A 20628-nucleotide genomic window follows, 5' to 3' on the forward strand; every position below is an offset into this window, starting at 1 on the left:
GCGCCGGTCGCCGCCCCCGTGCGTGCCGCGCCGCCGCCGCCGCCGACTGTCGAGCTGGCCCGCGATCCGTCGATGCCGGCGCCGCGCCGCTTCTCGCCGGTCGCCCGGCCCGAGATCCCGAAGCCGCAACCCAAGCCGGTCGAGCAGCCTGCCGCCGCCGCACCCGCGCCGACGACCGCGTCGTCCGCCGCCAGCGGTGCGTCGCAGCCGCGCAGCTTCACCTCCGGTGCGGCGACTCCGCGCAACGCGCCCCCCAGTCGTCCGCAGCAGCGCGACCGCAAGGGTGACGAGCGTCGTGGCGGCAAGCTGACCGTCAACCGCGCGCTCGGCGACGATGGTGCCCGCTCGCGCTCGCTCGCCGCGCTCAAGCGCGCCCGCGAGAAGGAGAAGCGTGGCTTTGGCGGCCCGCGCGAGCCGCAGGCCAAGCAGGTCCGCGACGTGCAGGTGCCAGAGGCGATCACCGTGCAGGAACTCGCCAACCGCATGGCCGAGAAGGGTGCGGATCTGGTCAAGACGCTGTTCAAGATGGGCATGCCCGTCACCATGACGCAGACGATCGACCAGGACACGGCCGAGCTGCTGGTGACCGAATTCGGCCACAACATCGTCCGTGTGTCCGATTCGGACATCGACCTGGCGATCGACACGGTCGAGGATGCGCCCGAGTCGCTGCGTCCGCGTCCGCCGGTCGTCACGATCATGGGCCATGTCGACCACGGCAAGACGTCGCTGCTCGACGCCCTGCGCGGCACCGACGTGGTGCGCGGCGAGGCCGGTGGCATCACCCAGCATATCGGCGCCTATCAGGTCACGCTGAAGGACAAGTCGAAGGTCACCTTCCTCGACACGCCGGGCCATGAGGCGTTCACCGAGATGCGCCAGCGCGGCGCCAACGTCACCGACATCGTCGTCCTGACGGTCGCGGCGGACGACGGGCTGATGCCGCAGACGATCGAGGCGATCAACCACACCAAGGCGGCCGGCGTGCCGATGATCGTGGCGATCAACAAGATCGACAAGCACGAGGCCAATGCCCAGAAGGTGCGCGAGCGCCTGCTGGAGCATGAGATCGTCGTCGAGGAAATGGGCGGTGAGACGCAGGACGTCGAGGTATCGGCGTTGAAGAAGACCGGGCTCGACACGCTGATCGAGAAGATCCAGCTCCAGGCCGAACTGCTCGAACTGCGCGCCAATCCGGACCGTCAGGCCGAGGGCACGGTGATCGAGGCGAAGCTCGACAAGGGTCGCGGCCCGGTCGCGACGATCCTGGTCAATCGCGGCACGCTGAAGGTCGGCGACGTGTTCGTCGTCGGCGCGGAGAGCGGCAAGGTCCGCGCGCTGGTCGACGACAAGGGTCGCCAGATCAAGGAAGCCGGTCCGTCGATGCCGGTCGAGGTGCTCGGCCTGTCGGGCGTACCGCAGGCGGGCGATCCGCTGCAGGTCGTTGAGAACGAGGCGCGTGCCCGCGAGGTCGCCGAGTATCGCCAGAGCGTGCTGACCCAGAAGCGCACGACGTCCGCGCCCGCCAGCCTGGAGAGCATGTTCTCCGCGCTGAAGGACAAGCAGGCGATCGAGTATCCGCTGGTCGTCAAGGCGGACACGCAAGGGACGGTCGAGGCGATCGTCGGGTCGATCAACAAGATCTCGACCGACCTGATCCGCGCGCGCATCCTGCATTCGGGTGTCGGCGGCATCACCGAGAGCGACGTGACGCTGGCAGGAGCTTCGGGCGCGCCGATCATCGGCTTCAACGTCCGCGCCAATGCCAAGGCGCGCGAGATCGCCGACCGGCAGAAGGTGGCGTTGAAATACTACGACGTCATCTACGACCTGGTCGACGAGATCCGTGCCGGCATGGCGGGCGAACTCGGCCCCGAGGCGTTCGAGACGGTCGTCGGCCGCGCCGAGATCCGCGAGGTCTTCTCGGCGGGCAAGCATGGCAAGGCCGCCGGTCTGCTGGTGGTCGAGGGCGTGATCCGCAAGGCGCTGAAGGCGCGCATTACGCGCAACGACGTCATCATCTATCAGGGTGAGATCGCGTCCTTGCGCCGCTTCAAGGACGATGTTCCCGAGGTACGTGCCGGTCTGGAGTGCGGCGTGACGTTCACGCAGAACTTCGTCGACATCAAGCCGGGCGACTTCCTGGAGACGTTCGAGGTCGAGATGCGCGAGCGGACGCTCTAACCGGCAAGGACAGGGTTCATGATCGGGACGCCCATTCCCATCCTGCGCAGCTTCGACGAGGCGCGGACCAGGGCGTTCTACCTGGACCTGCTCGGGTTCGAGACGATGTTCGAGCATCGTTTCGAACCCGGCCTGCCGCTGTATCTCGGTGTGCGGCGCGACGATTGCGTCCTGCACCTGTCCGAACATCATGGTGACTGCGCGCCCGGTGCCGCCGTGCGTGTCCCGGTCGACGACGTGGTCGGCTTTGCCGCGGCTCTCCGCGCGCGGCACGACGGCAATGCGCGCCCTGGCGAGCCTCGACAGACGCCGTGGGGCACGCTGGAGATCACACTGACCGATCCGGCGAGCAACCGCCTGACCTTCTACTCGCCCGCATCGGGCACCGAGGCCGCATGACTGCCAAGACCGACACCGCGCCCGAGAAATCCGTCCGCACGCTGCGCGTCGGCGAGCAGGTGCGCCACATCCTATCCGAGATCCTCCAGCGCGGCGACGTCCACGACGAGGTGCTGACGAAGCATCTGGTCTCGATCACCGAGGTGCGCATGTCCCCGGACCTGCGCCACGCGACCGTGTTCGTGAAGCCGCTGCTCGGCAAGGACGAGGCGGCGGTGCTGAAGGCGCTGCGCACCAATACCGCCTATCTGCAGCGCGAGGTCGCGACGCGCGTGAAGATGAAATACGCCGCCCGCCTGAAATTCCTGGCCGATGAGAGCTTCGACGAGGGCAGCCATATCGACGCCATCCTGCGCAAGCCGGAAGTCGCGCGCGACCTGGACGCGGATTGACGAGGCGGCGACGCGCCATCATCATCCGGCCATGACCAAGCAAGTGACGATGGATGCCGATGGCCGCGTGACCTTGCCGGTCGAAACGCTGGAGAAGATGGGTTGGCTGTCCGGCCAGCGCCTTCGCATGTGTGTTGTAGACGACGGCATCGTCATCGAAGCCGTGCCGAAGAAGGCACGGCGCCCGCGTCAATGACGCTTGCACGCATCGTCACCTTGTTTGCTGCAATTGGTATTGCGGTAATTTGCGATGCAAATACGTTAAGTATGGCTCAAGTCGGCGCCCTTTCGACCGACTGCAAGGCGGTCGGATTTGATGAGGCGCATCGCACCTATCAAATGGTCGCGACGTGCGCGGGAAAAGCAATATCGCCCAACGGCCGCTACGCGATCGTGCAGCGCGCCTATCGTGATCGACAGCCGCCGATCCTGTTACAGGACACCCGAGGTCGTACCCTCATGCGGCTAACCATGTTGTCCGACGACATGCCGTTTGCTGTACTGTGGTCGCCCGATTCTCACTGGATTGCGGTCAATCATCATGTCGGATCGTTCATGGATCGGTTGCACCTGTTCGAGATGGTGGGCGACAAGGCCGTGGAACGCTCAACGCTGATCCGGGCAGCACGGCATGTCGTCACCCGGCGCTATCCCTGCCTGACACCCGATGCCGTGCTGCCCAACGCGCTGCGCTGGTCGAAGGACGGTCACCATCTGGTGATGGTCACGATCAGCTCGCTCTACGCATGTAGCGATACGGCAAAGTCCGGCGACTGGTGGCCGCTGTGGATGATAGGTGATGTTCGCACGGGAAAGATCGATGTTGCCTCGGTTCGGGTCGACAAGGCCGACGGCCCTCTGCACGAACCGCGCGATCTGCTCTATCGCGGATTTTGATGGCCAAACTCTATTTCTACTACGCGTCGATGAATGCGGGGAAGTCGACCAACCTGCTCCAGGCGGACTTCAACTATCGCGAGCGGGGGATGGCGACGATGCTGTTCACCGCGGCGATCGATACGCGCTTCGCGGCGGGCACGATCACCTCGCGGATCGGGCTGGAGGCGGCAGCGACGCCGTTCGATGCGGCGACCGATCTGGCGGCCTGCGTGCTCGACCGGCACCGGCACGAGGCGATCGCGTGCGTGCTGGTCGACGAGGCGCAGTTCCTGACCGCCGTGCAGGTCGACCAGCTAGCGACGCTGGCCGATACCCATGACCTGCCGGTCGTCACCTATGGCCTGCGCACCGATTTCCGTGGGAGCCTCTTCGAAGGATCGGCGCGGCTGCTGGCGCTGGCCGACGCCCTTGTCGAGATCAAGTCGGTCTGCGTGTGCGGGCGCAAGGCGACGATGAACCTGCGCGTCGACGCTGCCGGCCGCGCCATTGCCGAGGGGCAGCAGACCGAGATCGGCGGCAACGACCGCTATGTCGCGCTGTGCCGCCGGCATTTTACCGAGGCGTTGGGAGAAGAAGGGGTGGGCGGCTGATGCACGGCTGGATCATCCTCGACAAGCCGCTGGGCCTCGGTTCGACCCAGGGCGTCTCGGCGGTCAAGCGCGCGCTGCGCCAGGGCGGCTATGGCAAGTTCAAGGTCGGGCATGGCGGCACGCTCGACCCGCTCGCCACCGGCGTGCTGCCGATCGCGGTCGGCGAGGCGACCAAGCTGGCCGGGCGGATGCTCGACAGCGACAAGGTCTATGCCTTCACGATCCGGTTCGGCGAGCAGACCGATACGCTGGATGCCGAGGGGCAGGTGATCGCGACCAGCCCGGTGCGACCGACGGCCGAGGCGCTGGCGGCGGTGCTGCCGCGCTTCACCGGGCCGATCAGCCAGGTGCCGCCGGCCTATTCGGCGCTGAAGGTGGATGGCGAGCGCGCCTATGACCTCGCGCGCGCGGGCGAGGAGGTGGTGCTCGCGAGCCGGGCGGTGACGGTGCATTCGCTGCGATCCTCCCCGGCACGGAGAGGGGGACCGTTCGTCGAAGACGAATGGTGGGGGGGGGCTTCCACCAGCGGATCGCTTGCGGCGCCCCCCCTTCCCGATCCTCTAGCTCCTCCCCGTGCCGGGGAGGAGCTAGAGGATGCCACCCTCCTCGCCCATGTCTCGAAGGGCACCTACATCCGCAGCCTCGCGCGCGACATCGCGCTGGCGCTCGGCACGGTCGGGCACGTCACCATGCTGCGCCGGCTGAAGGCGGGGCCGTTCACGCTCGATGGCGCGATATCGCTGGACAAATTGGGCGAACTGGGGCAGGCGCGCGCCCTTGAACAGATACTCCTGCCGCTGAGGGCGGGGCTGGACGACATCCCGGCTCTATCCCTCACCCCGGATCAGGCAGGGGCGCTCCGTCAGGGGCGCGTGCTGACCGGGATCGCCGCAGACGATGGCCCCTATTTCGCGTGTGACGGCGACAAGCCGGTCGCGCTGATAGAGGTCGAGGCCAATGAGGCCCGCGTCGTCCGCGGTTTCAACCTGTGATGTCGAGGACCGAAACATGACGATTACCGCAGAGCGCAAGAACGAGCTCGTCAAGGAGCATGCCCGCCAGGAGGGTGACACCGGTTCGCCCGAGGTGCAGGTCGCGATCCTGACCGAGCGGATCCGCAACCTGACCGAGCATTTCAAGGGTCACAAGAAGGACAATCATTCGCGCCGCGGGCTGCTGATGATGGTCAACAAGCGCCGGTCGCTGCTGGACTATCTCCGCAAGACCGAGGGCCAGCGTTACCTGGACCTGATCGCGAAGCTGGGTCTTCGCAAGTAATCGAGAAAGGGCGGCCCCAGGGTCGCCCTTTTGGCATTCCGGCCCTGGCGCCGGAATTCGGCAGGCTCCGGTGCGACAGCGTCGTCGAATACTGCTACACGAGAGATACCGGCACGAGCCGGGTTTAGCGGAAACCGGCAATTCGGCCGCGTTTCCCCCGGGGCGACAAGACGCTCCACACCGACGCGGGCCGGCTTAGCCCGCAGACAGGCCCCCCGCGGCATCTGGCCCGGGGAGTGAAGGAAAATGCATATGTTCGATACCAAGAAGGTCGAGATCGAGTGGGGCGGCAAGACGCTGACCCTCGAGACGGGCAAGGTCGCCCGCCAGGCCGATGGCGCGGTGATCGCGACGCTCGGCGAGACGGTGGTGCTGTGCGCCGTGACCGCCGCCAAGTCGGTGAAGGAAGGCCAGGACTTCTTCCCGCTGACCGTCCACTACCAGGAGAAGTTCTCCTCCTCGGGCCGCATCCCCGGCGGCTTCTTCAAGCGCGAGCGTGGTGCGACCGAGCGTGAGACGCTGGTCAGCCGCCTGATCGACCGCCCGATCCGCCCGCTGTTCCCGGAAGGTTTCTACAACGAGATCAACTGTATCGCACAGGTGATGAGCTATGACGGCGAGAACGAGCCCGACCTGCTGGCGATGATCGCCGCGTCGGCCGCGATGACGCTGTCGGGCGTGCCCTTCATGGGCCCGATCGGCGCGGCGCGCGTCGGCTACAAGGACGGCGAGTATCAGCTGAACCCGTCGGACGGCGAGGTCGCGACCGGCGATCTGGACCTGATGGTTGCCGCCACCCACGACGCGGTGATGATGGTCGAGTCCGAGGCCAAGGAGCTGTCGGAAGAGATCATGCTGGGCGCGGTGATGTTCGCGCACAAGGCGTCGCAGCAGGTGATCGACGCGATCATCAAGCTGGCCGAACAGGCCGCCAAGGAGCCGTGGGAGCTGAAGAAGTCGGTCGACCAGACCGACGCCAAGGCCAAGCTGAAGAAGCTGATCGGCAAGGACATGGAGGCGGCCTACAAGCTGACCGACAAGCAGGCGCGCCAGACCGCGATCAACGACGCCCGTACCAAGGCGCGCGAGGCGTTCGAGGATCTGAAGCACAGCAACCCGGCCGAGTATCTGGGCACGCTGAAGCTGGTGAAGAAGCTGGAGGCGGACATCGTCCGCACCGCGATCCTGAAGACCGGTCGCCGCATCGACGGCCGCGACACCAAGACGGTTCGCCCGATCGAGGCGGAGGTCCACTTCCTGCCGCGCGCACACGGTTCGGCGCTGTTCACCCGCGGCGAGACGCAGACGATCGCCACCACCACGCTCGGCACCCGCGACGCGGAGCAGATGATCGACGGCCTGAACGGCCTGTCGTACCAGCACTTCATGCTGCACTATAACTTCCCGCCCTATTCGGTCGGCGAAGTCGGCCGCTTCGGCGCGCCGGGTCGGCGCGAGGTCGGTCACGGCAAGCTGGCCTGGCGTGCGCTGCACCCGGTGCTGCCGACCAAGGAGGAGTTCCCCTACACGATCCGCGTCACCAGCGACATCACCGAGTCGAACGGTTCGTCGTCGATGGCGACGGTCTGCGGCGGCAGCCTGGCGCTGATGGACGCGGGCGTGCCGATCAAGCGGCCGGTGTCGGGCATCGCGATGGGCCTGATCCTGGAGGGCAAGGACTTCGCCGTGCTGTCCGACATCCTGGGTGACGAGGATCACCTGGGCGACATGGACTTCAAGGTGGCGGGCACCAGCGAGGGCATCACCAGCCTTCAGATGGACATCAAGATCGCCGGCATCACCGAGGAGATCATGAAGGTCGCGCTGGCGCAGGCGCATGATGGCCGCGCGCACATCCTGGGCGAGATGGCCAAGGCGCTCGATTCGACCCGGACCGAGCTGTCGGCACACGCGCCGCGGATCGAGACCTTCACCATCGACAAGTCGAAGATCCGTGAAGTGATCGGCACCGGCGGCAAGGTGATCCGCGAGATCGTCGCCACCACCGGCGCCAAGGTCGACATCGACGACGAGGGCGTCATCAAGGTGTCGTCGTCGGATTCGGCGCAGATCGAGGCCGCGATCAAGTGGATCAAGGGCCTGGTCGAAGAGGCCGAGGTCGGCAAGATCTATGACGGCAAGGTCGTCAACCTGGTCGATTTCGGTGCGTTCGTGAACTTCATGGGCGGCAAGGACGGCCTCGTCCACGTCTCGGAGATCAAGAACGAGCGGGTCGAGAAGGTGTCGGACGCGCTGTCCGAGGGCCAGGCAGTGAAGGTCAAGGTGCTCGAGATCGATCCGCGCGGCAAGGTGCGCCTGTCGATGCGCGTCGTCGACCAGGAAACCGGTGCCGAGCTGGAGGACACCCGTCCCGCCCGCGAACCGCGTGAGCCGCGCGGTGACCGTGGCGACCGTGGCCCCCGCCGTGACGGCGGTGACCGCGACGGTGGTCGCGGTCCGCGCCGCGACGGTGGCGACCGTGGCCCGCGCCGCGACCGCGGCGATCGTGGTCCCCGCAGCGACGGCGGCGACCGCGGCCCGCGCGGCGGCAATGGCGGCAACGATGACGGCCCCGCGCCGGAGTTCGCACCCGCCTTCCTGACCGGCGACCGCGACTAACGCGACCGCCGGTCGTACGGCACGAACGAAAGGGCTTCGGAGCGATCCGGAGCCCTTTTTCGCATGTCGCGGAACCGCAACGAAGCGCGGCTAGAGCGTGATCCACCGAAACTGAAGCACCGCCCCGGCGAACGCCGGGGAGACGAAGTGACTGGTTCGATCCGAGTGGATCACACTCTAACCGATACATCCATCCCTGCCGTCCGAAGGCCCTGACATGACCCTCGTTCTCGACCGCCGCACGCTGCTCGGCGGCCTGACCTTCGGCAGCGCGGCGCTCGCCTCGACCCCGCTGGCGGCACGCCGAGCGCCCGGCACGGTCAGCTTCCTGGTACTGGGCGACTGGGGCCGCGACACGCCGGCGCAGCACGACGTCGCCGCGGCGATGGGGCGCACGGCAGAGACGCTGAACACCGACTTCGTGCTGGCGATCGGCGACAATTTCTACAGCAACGGCGTCACCTCGGTCGACGATCCGCTGTGGCGGACGGTGTTCGAGGGTGTCTACACCCACCCTGCGCTCCAGACGCCCTGGCACGCGCTGCTCGGCAACCACGATTACCAGGGCAACCCGCAGGCGCAGATCGACTACAGCGCCCGCAGCCCGCGCTGGCGCATGCCGGCCCGCTATTATCAGGTCGCCGATCCGGCACTCGCCGCCGCCTCGGTCGACCTGTTCGCGATCGACACCTGCCCCTTCGTCGAGCGGTATCGCGACGATCCGGTGAAGGCGGCGAACATCGCCGGCCAGGACACGGCAGCGCAACTCGCCTGGCTCGACGCGGCGCTCGCCGCGTCGGGCGCGCGGTGGAAGATCGTGACCGGCCATCATCCGATCCGCTCGGGCGGGTCGGGTCACGGCGACCAGCCGGAACTGGTCGCGCGGCTCCAGCCCTTGCTCCTGCGCCACGGCGTGCAGGCCTATATCGCCGGGCACGACCACGACCTGCAGCATATCCGCCGCGACGGGCTCGACATGATCCAGTGCGGTGGCGGAATGGAGGCACGTCCGGTCGCGGCGGTACCCGGCACGCTGTTCTGTCGCGCCGAACCGGGGTTCAGCGTCATCACAATCGCCGGCGACACCCTGACGCTCGACCATCGCGACCAGCAGGGCAAGCGGCTCTACCACGCCACCATCCCGGCGCGCGCGACGGTGGCGGTCTAGAGCGTGATCGACCCGGATTGAACCAGCCACCTTGTCTCCCCGGCGGAGGCCGGGGAGGTGCTTCAGTTCCGGCGGATCACGCTCCAGCAGCCGATTAAGCCGGTTCTAACCGGCGCGGGCGCAGAAAGCGGCACGATGACGCCCCCCGCCCCCACTCCTGCGATCGACCGGCGACGCCCGCTGAAGCTGCTGGGCGCCGTCGCGATTTTTGTCGCGATGGTCGGCGGCTACGCGATCCTCGCCGCGCGGCACGCGGCCGACGCGCCGCTGCCGGGCAGCGAGACGCCGGCGGGACCGTGCACGATCTGGTTCGTCGGCAGCTCGACGATCGCGCGCTGGTCGACGCTGGGGGGTGACATGGCCGGCTGGGACGCGCGCCGACGCGGCGTCGACGGCGCGCTGATCCCGACGCTGACCCACCGGTTGCAGCACGAGCCACAAGGTCCGGCGCCGCTCGCCATCGTCTTCTATGGCGGCGAGAACGACATCGCCGCCGGCGCGTCCGCCGCCGACACCGCGAGCGCCTTTCGCGCGTTCCTGGCGGCCAAGGTCGCGCAGGTTGGCGCGACGCCGATGATCGCCCTCACGCTGAAGCCGAGCCCGGCCCGCTCTGTCAACCAGCCGCAGCACGTCCTGTTCGACGACTGGCTGACCCGGTTCGCGGCCAGGCGGCCCGACCTGGCGGTGGTCGACATCCGGTCCGCCATGTTGGCGGGCGAGGCGCCCGGCGCCTTCTTCGTCGAGGACGGCATCCACATGAACCCGGCCGGCTATGCGCTGTGGACCGCACGCATCCGGCAGGCGCTGGCCGCGATCGTACCGCCCGGGCGCCGCGCCGCCTGTCGAGCGGGCTGATGTCGGCCGCGACGCAGGGGCGGATCGAGGGGCTGGTCGCGTGGCGCGCACTGCTGATGCTCGGCGGGCTGCTGCTCCACGCCACCATGGGTCGGGAGGACTATGCGCCGTTCGCGGCCATCAACATCGTCTCCGGATCGTTCCGAATGGGCACGTTCTTCATGATCTCGGGGCTGCTGACCGGCTTCGCGCTGACCCGCCATCCCGACGGGCCGGAATGGGTGACGCGGCGCCTGCTGCAACTCGCGGTGCCGACGCTGGTCGGGCTGGCGGTGATCTGCCCGGTCGTGCGGATGCTGCTGGTCGCGGGGGAGCCGGGCTCCACGCCGCCGCTCAGCGTCTATCACCTGTGGTTCATGGTCGCGCTGATGCATTATACCGGGATCGCCTGGCTGGTGGCGCGTGTCGATCGCCGCTGGCCGCTGTTTCGCCGGGTCGAGAGCGGGACGATGCTCGCGCGGCTGCGTCAGTCGCTGCTGCTGGTCGCGGTCGGCACGCTGGCGTTCCTGCTGATGGTCGAGACGTCGGCGGCGACCGCCTGGCTGGATGACCAGGGCGAGTCGCTGCTCCGCCACCTGCCTCTGGTCGTCGGCTACGCACCGCTGTTCCTGCTGGGGCTGGCGTGCGGGCAGATGCCGACGTTGCGGCGTATCCTGACCGGCGGCGTCGGCGTGCCGGCGGCGATCATCGCGGTCGCGACGATGGCCCATCTGGGCGCGCGCTGGTGGCTGCCGCTGCTGCGGCCGGAGGTCGCCGCCTCGGCCGAACAGCTGCTGCTGATGGCCGGCGCTGCCTGGTGCCCGCCCGCGGCGACGGCGCTGATCCTGCGCTCCGCGCTCGCGATCCGGCGCGTGCCGGTTGTTCTGGCGCAGCTGTCGGACGCGTCGCTGACCATGTACCTGCTGCACTATCCACTGATGCTGGCGGCACGGCTGGCGATCGCGCCGCTGGCGCCGTCGCCCTGGACGGGGTTCGCGGTGATGCTGGTGGCGGGGGGCAGCCTGTCCTACCTGATCCACCGCCGCGTCGTGTTGCGCGTGCCGCTGGTGGCGCTGCTGCTGACCGGACGCTGGCCGCGCAGAAGCACCGCCTTGCAGCCCGTAACGGTATAGAAACCGGGGAGCTTCTCGCTCCGCGCCGTCGAAGGTCCGGGGGGTTCTGTTGCCCGGCCCCCCCGGCGGCCGCTGGAATCCCCTTCTGTTGCCCGGTGGGGTCCGACCGCGCTATCTTGGTGTAACCTTAGGCCGTGAGGCCCTCAGTTACGCCGCAATCGCGAGTGCTTCGTTATCGTTGGCACTTGTGTAATGGGCCGTTGCGGTGGTCCCATTCCGAGCGAAGAGCAGCGTTTTTCAACACACGTCGATCCTAGTTCGGCCCCTCCAGCTGAGCCGCTCGACCGGCACGCGTCACGCGTACTGGCCAAGCGGCGCAAGTGGTGGAGCCGCCGGGTACCGCCCCCGGGTCCGCTGCGTCTATTGCGCGCCGCCTTTTATCGCCATAGCCGGGCGAACCCGGCACAAGCGGATATAGGGTGGCACGCGGCCGGGTGCAAACGGCTTTCGCATATGGCGAATCCGCGGTCTGGTCGGTCTTGCCGCCTTTTCCTCGCCCTAAAGCAGGTGCATAGCGCGCGCATCATGTTGACCCAGCGTTCCCGATACGGCCTGCGCGCGATGCTGTTCCTCGCCAGGCAGCCCGTCGACGGCCCGCCCACGCCGATGGCGCGCATCGCGGTGGAGGCGAATGTCCCCCGCAAGTTCCTGGAGCTGATCCTCGCCGACCTGCGCGATGCCAGCCTGGTACTGAGCCACCGCGGCAAGCTGGGCGGCTATTATCTAGCGCGGCCGGCGCACCTGATCTCGCTCGGCGACATCATCCGGGTGATCGAGGGGCCGCTGGCGCTGGTACCCTGTGTCAGCCGTACCGCCTATCGCCGCTGCCTGGACTGCAAGAGCGAGGCGGACTGCGCCATTCGCCACGCGATGATGCGCGTGCGCGACGAGACCGCGCGCATCCTCGACGGCACCAGCCTGGCCGACGCGACCGCCGACGACCTCGCCGCCGCCTGATCCTTGCACATGAAGATCCCCGGTGGCGCGGTGGCCACCGGGGATCGCGTTTCCGAATCCTCCGGCGGAGCATGTCCGCCGGAGAGTGTCGGCATCAGGCGTAGACGGCGTTGGTGCTGCGGCGGCGATAGCGGGTCGCACCGGCGACCATGCCGAAGCCGACCAGCATCATCGCCCAGGTGGCGGGCTCGGGCACCGCGGCCACGTTCAGGACGCCGAACACGTCGGCCGAGGCGTTGCCGCCCTCACGGACGTGGAACTCGCGAGCGGTCGAGTCCAGGAAGCCGTCGCCGACCACATTGGTAAAGCCCTTCAGCTGGAAGGTATAGGACTGGCCGTTCACGGTGAAGATGTCCGAAGTCACCAGCGAGTCGAACGTGACATAGTCGGCGTTCTCGTCAGCGGTGCCGGTGTTCGGCGTGTTGTTCAGCTTCATCATGAAGCTCTTGGTGAAGGCGCCGATCGCCGGATCCGAGAAGTTGAAGCCGAGGTTCAGGCCCAGGCTGTTCAGCTCGGTGCCGTTGTTGACGGTGCCGTTGTAGTAGGAGAGCGAACCGACCTTGAACTGCTGACCGACCGTCGCCGAGAACGGCGTGTTGGCGGCGAAGGTCATCTGGTTGACCTTGGCGCCATCGGCCGCGACGCCCCAGGTCACGGCGTTGGTGCCGATGCCGGTGAAGGTAGCGGTGCTGGGCTTGGCATCGGTGAAAGTCGCCGTCGTGGTGCCGGTGACGTTGGACGCTGCCTGTGCGCTCGTGGCGGCAATGAACGATGCGGTGGCGATTGCTGCGATCTTCAGAACGTTCTTCATGACTAATCCCCTGTTTACTAGAATAACTGTCGGGGATTTGTCTGCGTCAGCAACCCCGTGGTCATTCTCTAGTCACGGGGCTGCCTAACAATCTCTGGTTAAAATCTTCAAGACTATCCAATTGTGGGAATTAACTATCTAAGCGCCTAATCGATCGCCGCCAAGTTTTTTACCTCCGGCGCAACTCGTCACGGATTTCGCGCAGCAGGGCCACGTCTGCAGGCTCCGGAGCCGATTCGGCCGGCGCCTTGCCCCGCTCGAAGGCGCTCATGGCCCGATTGGCGGCGCGTACGACCAGGAAGATGATGAAGGCGACGATCAGGAAATTGACCAGCACGGTGACGAACTCGCCGTAGCCGAGCAGCGGCACGCCTGCCTTTTTCAGTGCGGCATAGTCGCTCGATCCCTGAAGCGCCGCCGGCACCGGGCCCATCACCAGGAAATAGCTGGAGAAATCGAGACCGCCAAAGATCTTGCCGATCACCGGCATCAGGATATCGTCGGTCAGCGATGTCACGATGCGCCCGAACGCCGCGCCGATGATGACTGCCACCGCCAGGTCGAGCACGTTGCCGCGCATGACGAAGGCCCTGAATTCCTTGAGCATCACTCGACCCCTTTGCCGTTTACCACGGGGCGAGGCTATCGGACGATTGCCCCTTCGCCAAGCGGCACAACTGTCCTATATCAATAGGACAGGTTTCAGGAGCCAACACCCATGCATCGTGCCTTTGCCCGTCCCGCCCTCGTCGCCGGTCTCGCGCTGACGCTCGCCGGTTGCGGCATCAATTCGATCCCGACCGCAGAGGAAGAGGTGAAGGCGCGCTGGGCCGATGTGCAGAATGATTACCAGCGCCGCGCCGACCTGATCCCCAACCTGGTCGCGACGGTAAAGGCCGCCGGCGCGCAGGAGAAGGACATCCTGACCGAGGTGACCCAGGCGCGCGCCAGCGCCAATCAGGTGAAGGTCAGCGGCGAGCAGCTGACCGATCCGAGGGCCGTCGCCAATTTCGAGCGCGCGCAGAACGCGGTCACCCTGTCGCTGCAACGGCTGCAGGAGGCGTATCCCGAGCTGAAGTCGCAGGGCAACTACACCACCCTGATGAGCCAGCTGGAGGGGACCGAGAACCGCATCAACATCGCCCGGCGCGACTATAACCAGGCGGTGCAGGCGTATAACACCCGCATCCGCACCTTCCCCGACGCGGTCGGCGCGCGCATCTTCTACGGTGCCAAGCCGATCACCCCGTTCCAGGCGACGACGCCGGGTGCCGAGACCGCGCCGACCGTCAATTTCGGGAATGCGAGCTGAGCCGCGCCGTGCGCGAGCTGATGATCCTGTGGCGGTTTGCTGTGGCCCTGCTGCTGCTCGTGGCGGGGTCGGCGGCGAGCGCGCAGACCTTTCCGAAGTTCACCGGGCTGGTCGTCGATGCGGCGAACGTCCTGCCGCCTGACGTGGAAGCGTCGCTGACTGCCAAGCTGGAGGCGTTGCAGAAGACGCAGCACCGCCAGCTGGTGGTCGTCACCGTGCCCGATACGCAGGGCTATCCGCTGGAGGATTACGGATACCGGCTGGGGCGTGAATGGGGGGTTGGCCTGCGCGACGTGAACAACGGCGCGATCCTGTTCGCGGCACCCGGCAACCCCGCCGGCCAGCGCGGCCCGCGGATCGAGGTCGGGCGCGGGCTGGAGCCGGTGCTGACCGACGCGATGTCGAGCGTGATCGTCCGCCAGACGATGATGCCGCTGATCCGCGCCGACCAGGTGCCGCAGGCGTTCGTCGCCGGCACCGACGCGATCATCGCGCAGCTCTCCGCCAGTCCCGACGAGGCGAAGGCGCGCACCGACGCCGCCGCCGCCGAGTTCGACAAGACGCACCGGCGCGGATCAGCAGGCGGGGGCGACGTACCGCTGGGCCTGATCTTCTGGGGGATGGTCATGGCGTTCGCCCTCCTCTCCTTCGCGCGCCATCGCGGCGGGCGCGGGCGGCGGTATCGCAGCGAGGACGGCGGCAGCGGCGTGCTGCCGATCGTGCTGTGGGGCATCGCCAACGAGATCGGCCGGCGTGGCGGCGGTGGCGGCTGGGGTGATTCCGGCGGCAGCGGCTGGGGCGGCGGTGGTGGTGGCGGCAGCGATGGCAGCTGGGGCGGCGGCGGCTTTACCGGCGGCGGTGGCGGCGATTTCGGGGGCGGTGGCGCCTCGGGGGACTGGTGATGCGGCTGACCGATGCCGACCGTGCCCGCGTCGCCGCCGCGGTGACCGCGGCGGAGGCGGATACTGATGGCGAGATCGTGACCATCGTCGCCGGCCGGTCGGACGCCTATCACGATGTCGCGCTGCACTGGGCAGTGCTGGCGATGTTGCTGGTGCTGGCGCTGCTCGCCTCGATTCCGAACGCGGCGGAGGGCCTGCACGCGCTGGTCGCCGATCCCTGGGGTGAGGCGCCGTCGTCGCGGATGCTGTTCACGCTGGCGCTGGTCGTGGTGACGCTCACCTTCCTCGCCGTGCGGGTCACGCTCGCCTGGGCGCCGCTGCGCATGGCGCTGACGCCCAGGGCGACGCGGGCACGCCGGGTGCGGCGCCGCGCGCTGATGCTGTTCCGAACCGCCGCCGAGGCGCGCACCCGCGCTGCGACCGGCGTGCTCCTCTACCTGTCGCTCGCCGAACATCGGGCAGAGATCGTCGCCGACGCGCCGATCCACAGCCGCGTCGCGCCAGAGGTGTGGGGCGAGGCGATGGCGGCACTGATCGTCGCGGTGAAGGACGGCCGCCCCGGCGACGGCATGGCCGACGCGGTCACCCGGATCGGCGCGATCCTGGCCGCCCACTTCCCGCGCTCGCCCGACGACACCAACGAACTGCCGGATCGACTGATCGAATTATGACCGAGACGATGTGGGAGGGCCGTTTCCTCGCGGTCCGCAAGAACGGCACCTGGGAATATGCCGAGCGGCAGGGGCAGATCGGCGCGGCGGTGATCGTCGCGATCGACGATGCGGACCGGCTGGTGCTGGTCGAGCAGCACCGCATCCCCATCGGTCGGCGCACGCTGGAACTGCCCGCCGGGCTGGTCGGCGACGAGGACGCCGGCGAATCGCTCGCCGATGCCGCCGCGCGCGAGCTGGAGGAGGAGACGGGATACCGCCCGGCAAACGTTGAGGAGCTGGGCCTGTTCTATTCCTCGCCCGGCATGACCTCGGAGAGCTTCACCATCGTCCGCGCGACCGGCCTGACGAAAGTGGGTGAGGGCGGCGGCTCGGCGGAGGAGGACATCACCGTCCATCTCGTACCCATCGCCGAGGTCCCGGCCTATGTGCGCCGCGCGCGCGAGACGGGGCTGGGGATCGACGCGAAGATGCTGCTGGTGCTCGACTACGCGACGATGTGAGGACGCCAGATCCTCCCCTGCAAGGGGAGGGGGACCGCCGCGCAGCGGTGGTGAAGGGGTGTCCCCCTCTCGATAGCGCGACACCCCTGCGTCAGCGCTACGCGCTGCCACCTCCCCTTGCAGGGGAGGATCGGCGAATTACCGGAAATTGTCCGCGTAGGCCTGCAGCTTCAGCGTCTTCTCCGGCGCCGGCACGACCGTATAGTCATGCCCCTCGCGCTCGCAGTGCGCCACCGCTGCCTCGAGCGTCGGGAAGAGCAGGCGGATCTGGTCGCGGGTGTCGCCGCTGCCGGCCCAGCCGGTCAGCGGGTCGGGGCGCTTGGGCTCGGCGGGCTCGAACTCGAGTTGCCACTGGTCGGTCCGCGCGCGGCCGGACTGCATCGAGTTCTTGGGGCGCTGGAAGATGCGAGCGGTTGCCATGCCGCCCCCTTATCGCGATCCGCGCGCGCGCGCATCCGCATTTTTGGTGCGCAGCGTCGCCGCCGCCCCGGCCGGATCGTCGGGCCAGGGATGGCGCGGATAGCGACCGCGCATCTCCTTCGCCACCGCCGCCCAGCTGCCCGCCCAGAAGCCGGGCAGGTCGCGCGTCGTCTGGATCGGCCGCCCGGCGGGGCTGGTCAGCGACAGGACCAGCGGCACCCGCCCTTCCCCCACCACAGGATGGTCGGCCAGCCCGAACAGCGCCTGGACGCGTAGCTCGACCCGTGGACCACCCTCTGCGCCATAGTCGATCGCGTGGCTGCTGCCCGCCGGGCTGGTGAAATGCGACGGCGCGACCCGGTCGATCCGCCGCATCGCGTCCCACCCGATCATGTCGCGCATCGCCTCGACCAGCGGCCCGGCACCGATCTGGTCCAGCCGGCGGCGCCCGGCGAGCAAGGGCGGCAGCCACTGGTCAAGGCGCTCGGCGAGCAGCGCCCGCGCGTCGATCCCGGCATAGTCGGCACGCACGGTCAGCGCCGTCGCGCGCTCGTCCCATGGCAGGGCGGAGAGGCCGTGCGCGCGCACCCCCTCCAGCAGCGCCGCCTCAATGGCGGCAGGATCGGCGGCCGGGTCGGGACCGGATTGCAGGCGCAGCGCACCCAGCCGCCGCTCGCGCAACGCCTGGACGCCGCCCGTCGCGGGATCGAAGCCGACGGTGCGGCGCGCCTCGATCCGATCGGCGAACAGCGACTCGATCTCGGCCTGCTCGATCACCGCCGCCGACAGGATGCGCGCGCCGGCTGCGGTGCCCTGCGTCTCCGCCACCGCCAGCCACTCGGCTCGGGCCAGCGGCGAGGTTGCATCGAGCCGGAAGCCGCGCCCGCCGACGCTCGCCCAGCTTTCTCCCGATGGATCGCGACGCCGCGCGACCCGGTCCGGAAAGGCGAGCGCGACGCACGCGCCCTCGCCGTCGCGCCGTTCGCCTTCGCCACCGGCAAGCCGCGTCCAGCGTTCCGCCAGCCGCCGCGCACCGACTGCCTTGGGTCCGCGCTCGGTACGCCAGCGGCGGCGGCGGACCTCCAGATCGACGTCGTTGCCGCCGATGCCCCGCTCCGACAGCAGCACCGCGACCTCGGCGGCGGTCTGGCCCAGCCCGCGCTCGCCGGCGCCGAGCAGCATGTGTGCCAGCCGTGGGGGCATCGGCATTCCGGCGATCCGACGGCCATGCCCGGTCGGGCGGCCATCACCGTCGAGCGCGCCCAGCGACACCAGCCGCGTCCGCGCCTCGGCGATGGCGGCGGCGGGCGGCGGGTCGATCCAGCGCAGGTCGCGGGGATCGCCGACGCCCCAGATCGCCGCCGCCAGCACCAGTCCCGATAGGTCCGCCTCCAGCATCTCCGGCGGGTCGAAGCGCGGCAGTCCGACGGTCGCCGCCTCCTCCCACAGCCGGTACGCGGTGCCCGGCCCCTGCCGCGCGGCGCGGCCGGCCCGCTGGGTGGCGCCGGCCTGGCTGACCCGCTCGGTCACCAGCCGGGTCATGCCGGCGGCGCGGTCGTAGCGGGGACGGCGCGCCAGCCCCGAGTCGACCACCACGCGGATCCCGTCGAGCGTCAGGCTGGTCTCCGCGATCGAGGTCGCGAGCACCAGTTTTCGTCCCTCGCCCGGCAGGATCGCCGCGCGCTGCTCGGCCGGATCGAGCGTACCGTGCAGGCGGTGGAGGACGACGCCGGGCGGTGGCGGGTCGAACCGCTCGGCCACCCGCTCGATCTCCGCGACGCCGGGCAGGAAGGCGAGCACCCCGCCCTCCTCCTCACGCAGCGCCAGCCGGATCGCGGCGGCGACGTCGTCCTCCACGCGGCGCTCGGCAGCGCGGCCGATGTGGCGCAGGGTCAGGGGATGGCTGCGCCCCTCACTCTCGATCACGGGCGCGCCGTCCATCAGCGCCGCGAAGCGCGCCCCGTCGAGCGTCGCCGACATCGCCACCAGCCGCAGGTCGGGCCGGAACGCCCCTTGCGTGTCGAGCGCGAAGGCGAGCGCGACATCGCCGTCGAGGCTCCGTTCGTGGACCTCGTCGAACAGCACCGCGGCCACGCCGGCGAGTTCGGGATCGGCCTGGATGCGCTGGACGAAGATGCCCTGTGTCACCACGGTCACCCGCGTCGCGGCCGAGCGGCGCGAGTCCATTCGCGTCGCATAGCCGAAAGTACCGCCGACCGCCTCGCCCGCCAGCATCGCCATCCGCTCCGCCGCCGCCCGCGCGGCGAGGCGGCGGGGGGAGAGGAGCAGAACCTCCCCCGTGCACCAATCCTCGTCCAGGAGCGCGGGCGCGACCGCGGTGGTCTTGCCCGCACCCGGTGGGGCGACGAGCACGGCGCCGGACCCGGTGCGCAGCGCGGCGAGCAGGTCGGGCAGGACGGCGGTGATCGGCAGGCTGGTCATCGTACGGGCAAGGGCCATGCCACAGACCGCCTGCGATGGGCAGGTGGCGCGAGCCCCGTTCCCCCCGCGCCCGTTCCGCGATAGACGGGGCCGGTGAGCGGGCTTCATCACCACCACCATCACGGCCACGATCATGGCCATGGCCACGGCGCCGGTCATCACGGCCATCACCATGGCCATGTCCACGCGCCGGGCGCGTTCGACCGTGCCTTTGCGATCGGGATCGGGCTGAACCTGGCCTATGTCGTGGCCGAGGCGGGGTTCGGGCTGTGGACCGGATCGGTCGCGCTGCTGGCCGATGCCGGGCACAACCTGTCCGACGTGCTGGGACTGGCGGTGGCATGGGGTGGAGCGTCGCTGGCGCGCCGGCCGGCGACCAAGCGCTTCACCTATGGGCTGAAGGGATCGACGATCCTTGCCGCGCTGCTCAACGCGCTGCTGCTGCTGATGGCGCTCGGCGCGATCGTGCTGGAGGCGGTGCAGCGGATCGGCGCGCCGCCGATCGTATCGGGGCTGACCGTGTCTGCGGTGGCGGGCGCCGGCATCCTCGTCAACGCCTTTACCGCCTGGCTGTTCGCGCGCGGGCGCCACGGCGACGTCAACATCCGCGGCGCCTATCTGCACATGGCGGCGGACGCGATCGTGTCGGCGGGGGTGGTGCTGGCGGGCATCGCGATCTGGGCGACCGGAATCGGCTGGATCGATCCCGTCGTCAGCCTGGTGATCGCCGCGCTGATCTTCTGGCAGACCTGGGGCCTACTGAAGGAAACGACCGCGATGGCGCTGGCCGGGGTGCCGCGCGGGATCGATTACGACGAGGTGTCGGCGGCACTGCAGGCGCTGCCTGGCGTGGAGCGGCTCCACGACCTCCATATCTGGCCGATGTCGACGACGGAGCCGGTCCTGACCGCGCACCTGCTGATGCCGGGCGGCCAGCCCGGCGACGGGTTTCTGGCCGAGGCACAGGCGATGCTGCGCGAACGGTTCGGGATCGGCCATGCGACATTGCAGGTGGAAACAGGCGGAGACTGCGCGGCGGGGTGTTGAGGGGGTTTCCGACCTCCACAACCGTCATTTTCCCCGGACGCGAGAAGTCAGGCGCGTAGGACCTCG

22 protein-coding genes and 1 other RNA gene are annotated in these 20628 nt (G+C 68.8%); 18 read left to right on the forward strand and 5 right to left on the reverse strand.

What is annotated here, in order from left to right; genetic code table 11:
• From infB to Q5H91_RS11690, 12 genes are all read left to right on the forward strand, one after another.
• On the forward strand, positions 1 to 2184 hold a 2184-nt coding region (gene infB, locus Q5H91_RS11635; protein ID WP_305173582.1), incomplete at its 5' end, for a translation initiation factor IF-2.
• Between the two features lie 18 nt (positions 2185 to 2202).
• On the forward strand, positions 2203 to 2583 hold the full coding sequence (locus Q5H91_RS11640; protein WP_305173583.1) for a bleomycin resistance protein: 381 nt from the start codon (positions 2203 to 2205) through the stop codon (positions 2581 to 2583).
• Positions 2580 to 2975, forward strand: coding sequence for a 30S ribosome-binding factor RbfA (gene rbfA, locus Q5H91_RS11645; protein ID WP_305173584.1), 396 nt, complete (start codon positions 2580 to 2582; stop codon positions 2973 to 2975). The genes Q5H91_RS11640 and rbfA overlap by 4 nt, the downstream gene beginning before the upstream one ends.
• Before the next feature lie 31 nt (positions 2976 to 3006).
• Positions 3007 to 3171, forward strand: coding sequence for an AbrB/MazE/SpoVT family DNA-binding domain-containing protein (locus Q5H91_RS11650; protein WP_305173585.1), 165 nt, complete (start codon positions 3007 to 3009; stop codon positions 3169 to 3171).
• A complete protein-coding gene (locus tag Q5H91_RS11655) occupies positions 3168 to 3872 on the forward strand; it encodes a hypothetical protein (protein ID WP_305173586.1) in 705 nt (234 codons plus the stop codon). The genes Q5H91_RS11650 and Q5H91_RS11655 overlap by 4 nt, the downstream gene beginning before the upstream one ends.
• Positions 3872 to 4465 (forward strand): thymidine kinase, encoded by a 594-nt coding sequence (locus tag Q5H91_RS11660; RefSeq protein ID WP_305173587.1) that lies wholly within the window; start codon positions 3872 to 3874, stop codon positions 4463 to 4465. The genes Q5H91_RS11655 and Q5H91_RS11660 overlap by 1 nt, the downstream gene beginning before the upstream one ends.
• Positions 4465 to 5457: a tRNA pseudouridine(55) synthase TruB gene (truB, locus tag Q5H91_RS11665; RefSeq protein WP_305173588.1), complete on the forward strand. Its 993-nt coding sequence runs from the start codon at positions 4465 to 4467 to the stop codon at positions 5455 to 5457. The genes Q5H91_RS11660 and truB overlap by 1 nt, the downstream gene beginning before the upstream one ends.
• 16 nt (positions 5458 to 5473) lie before the next feature.
• A complete protein-coding gene (gene rpsO, locus Q5H91_RS11670) occupies positions 5474 to 5743 on the forward strand; it encodes a 30S ribosomal protein S15 (protein WP_305173589.1) in 270 nt (89 codons plus the stop codon).
• A gap of 252 nt (positions 5744 to 5995) precedes the next feature.
• Positions 5996 to 8362, forward strand: coding sequence for a polyribonucleotide nucleotidyltransferase (gene pnp, locus Q5H91_RS11675; protein ID WP_305173590.1), 2367 nt, complete (start codon positions 5996 to 5998; stop codon positions 8360 to 8362).
• Between the two features lie 217 nt (positions 8363 to 8579).
• Positions 8580 to 9530 carry a purple acid phosphatase family protein gene (locus tag Q5H91_RS11680; protein ID WP_305173591.1) on the forward strand — a complete coding sequence of 317 codons (951 nt, stop codon included), beginning with the start codon at positions 8580 to 8582 and terminating at the stop codon, positions 9528 to 9530.
• Between the two features lie 135 nt (positions 9531 to 9665).
• The gene (locus tag Q5H91_RS11685; protein WP_305173592.1) at positions 9666 to 10385 is read left to right on the forward strand and encodes a GDSL-type esterase/lipase family protein; all 720 of its coding nucleotides are present in this window, start codon (positions 9666 to 9668) and stop codon (positions 10383 to 10385) included.
• Positions 10385 to 11497: an acyltransferase family protein gene (locus Q5H91_RS11690; protein ID WP_305173593.1), complete on the forward strand. Its 1113-nt coding sequence runs from the start codon at positions 10385 to 10387 to the stop codon at positions 11495 to 11497. Before Q5H91_RS11685 ends, Q5H91_RS11690 begins: the two co-directional genes overlap by 1 nt.
• 73 nt (positions 11498 to 11570) lie before the next feature.
• Here the strand turns inward: Q5H91_RS11690 and ssrA are convergent.
• Positions 11571 to 11941, reverse strand: a transfer-messenger RNA (tmRNA) gene (ssrA, locus tag Q5H91_RS11695).
• Positions 11942 to 12022: 81 nt separating this feature from the next.
• On the opposite strand from ssrA, the gene Q5H91_RS11700 reads away from it, so the two are divergent.
• Complete coding sequence (locus Q5H91_RS11700; protein ID WP_305173594.1) at positions 12023 to 12454, forward strand: RrF2 family transcriptional regulator; 432 nt, start codon at positions 12023 to 12025, stop codon at positions 12452 to 12454.
• A 94-nt stretch (positions 12455 to 12548) separates the two neighbouring features.
• On the opposite strand, the gene Q5H91_RS11705 is transcribed toward Q5H91_RS11700, so the two are convergent.
• Positions 12549 to 13265, reverse strand: a complete 717-nt coding sequence (locus tag Q5H91_RS11705; RefSeq protein WP_305173595.1) for a choice-of-anchor K domain-containing protein — start codon at positions 13263 to 13265, stop codon at positions 12549 to 12551.
• A gap of 169 nt (positions 13266 to 13434) precedes the next feature.
• Positions 13435 to 13872 (reverse strand): large conductance mechanosensitive channel protein MscL, encoded by a 438-nt coding sequence (gene mscL / locus Q5H91_RS11710; RefSeq protein ID WP_305173596.1) that lies wholly within the window; start codon positions 13870 to 13872, stop codon positions 13435 to 13437.
• A 111-nt stretch (positions 13873 to 13983) separates the two neighbouring features.
• On the opposite strand from mscL, the gene Q5H91_RS11715 reads away from it, so the two are divergent.
• The 4 genes from Q5H91_RS11715 to Q5H91_RS11730 are packed head-to-tail and all read left to right on the forward strand — an operon-like array spanning position 13984 to position 16653.
• Positions 13984 to 14577 (forward strand): LemA family protein, encoded by a 594-nt coding sequence (locus Q5H91_RS11715; RefSeq protein WP_305173597.1) that lies wholly within the window; start codon positions 13984 to 13986, stop codon positions 14575 to 14577.
• 20 nt (positions 14578 to 14597) lie between these two features.
• Positions 14598 to 15479, forward strand: a complete 882-nt coding sequence (locus Q5H91_RS11720) for a TPM domain-containing protein (RefSeq protein ID WP_305173759.1) — start codon at positions 14598 to 14600, stop codon at positions 15477 to 15479.
• Positions 15479 to 16150, forward strand: a complete 672-nt coding sequence (locus Q5H91_RS11725; RefSeq protein WP_305173598.1) for a TPM domain-containing protein — start codon at positions 15479 to 15481, stop codon at positions 16148 to 16150. The genes Q5H91_RS11720 and Q5H91_RS11725 overlap by 1 nt, the downstream gene beginning before the upstream one ends.
• Positions 16144 to 16653, forward strand: a complete 510-nt coding sequence (locus Q5H91_RS11730) for an NUDIX hydrolase (protein ID WP_305173760.1) — start codon at positions 16144 to 16146, stop codon at positions 16651 to 16653. The genes Q5H91_RS11725 and Q5H91_RS11730 overlap by 7 nt, the downstream gene beginning before the upstream one ends.
• Positions 16654 to 16791: 138 nt before the next feature.
• On the opposite strand, the gene Q5H91_RS11735 is transcribed toward Q5H91_RS11730, so the two are convergent.
• Both Q5H91_RS11735 and hrpB read right to left on the reverse strand, forming a co-directional pair.
• Positions 16792 to 17073, reverse strand: coding sequence for an ETC complex I subunit (locus Q5H91_RS11735; protein ID WP_305173599.1), 282 nt, complete (start codon positions 17071 to 17073; stop codon positions 16792 to 16794).
• 9 nt (positions 17074 to 17082) lie between these two features.
• Positions 17083 to 19515 carry an ATP-dependent helicase HrpB gene (hrpB, locus tag Q5H91_RS11740; RefSeq protein WP_305173761.1) on the reverse strand — a complete coding sequence of 811 codons (2433 nt, stop codon included), beginning with the start codon at positions 19513 to 19515 and terminating at the stop codon, positions 17083 to 17085.
• 93 nt (positions 19516 to 19608) lie between these two features.
• Here hrpB and Q5H91_RS11745 point away from each other — a divergent pair, with 93 nt between their 5' ends.
• Entirely contained in the window at positions 19609 to 20562 is a 954-nt protein-coding gene (locus tag Q5H91_RS11745; protein ID WP_305173600.1) for a cation diffusion facilitator family transporter, read from the forward strand.
• Positions 20563 to 20628 lie beyond the last annotated feature (66 nt).

The organism is Sphingomonas aurea (assembly GCF_030678875.1).
Taxonomy (GTDB): domain Bacteria; phylum Pseudomonadota; class Alphaproteobacteria; order Sphingomonadales; family Sphingomonadaceae; genus Sphingomonas; species Sphingomonas aurea.